The organism is Psychrobacter sp. W2-37-MNA-CIBAN-0211 (genome assembly GCF_040309405.1).
Taxonomy (GTDB): Bacteria; Pseudomonadota; Gammaproteobacteria; order Pseudomonadales; family Moraxellaceae; genus Psychrobacter; species Psychrobacter glaciei.
On the sequence record NZ_JBEOOU010000132.1, the window covers coordinates 1 to 280 of the forward strand.

At 45.4% G+C, this 280-nt stretch carries 1 protein-coding gene; it reads right to left on the bottom strand.

The window, feature by feature from the left end; genetic code table 11:
* A partial coding sequence (locus tag AAEY72_RS14600) for a cupin domain-containing protein (protein ID WP_502945394.1) occupies positions 1-280 on the bottom strand: 280 nt, incomplete at both ends.

A 280-nucleotide genomic window follows, 5' to 3' on the forward strand; every position in this document is an offset into this window, starting at 1 on the left:
GCTCTGATAGGTTTGTCCAGCGTCTATCAGCGTACCCTCTAGCACCAATATCTCAGCACCTCCTGCGATGGCATCTGCAAACAATACCTCACCTACATTGATACGTTGCAAGCTCACTTCTTCTCTTATATCTGAGTATAAATGACAAATCTCACGACCGCCTTGTGCTTGCCAGTTAGCTGCATCGTTGGTATTGATAGCGACATGCTCAGTCTCGTCGACTGTCATCTGCCAAAGTTTAACAAAAATAATAGCACCTTCATGACTATAAGGCTGGTGC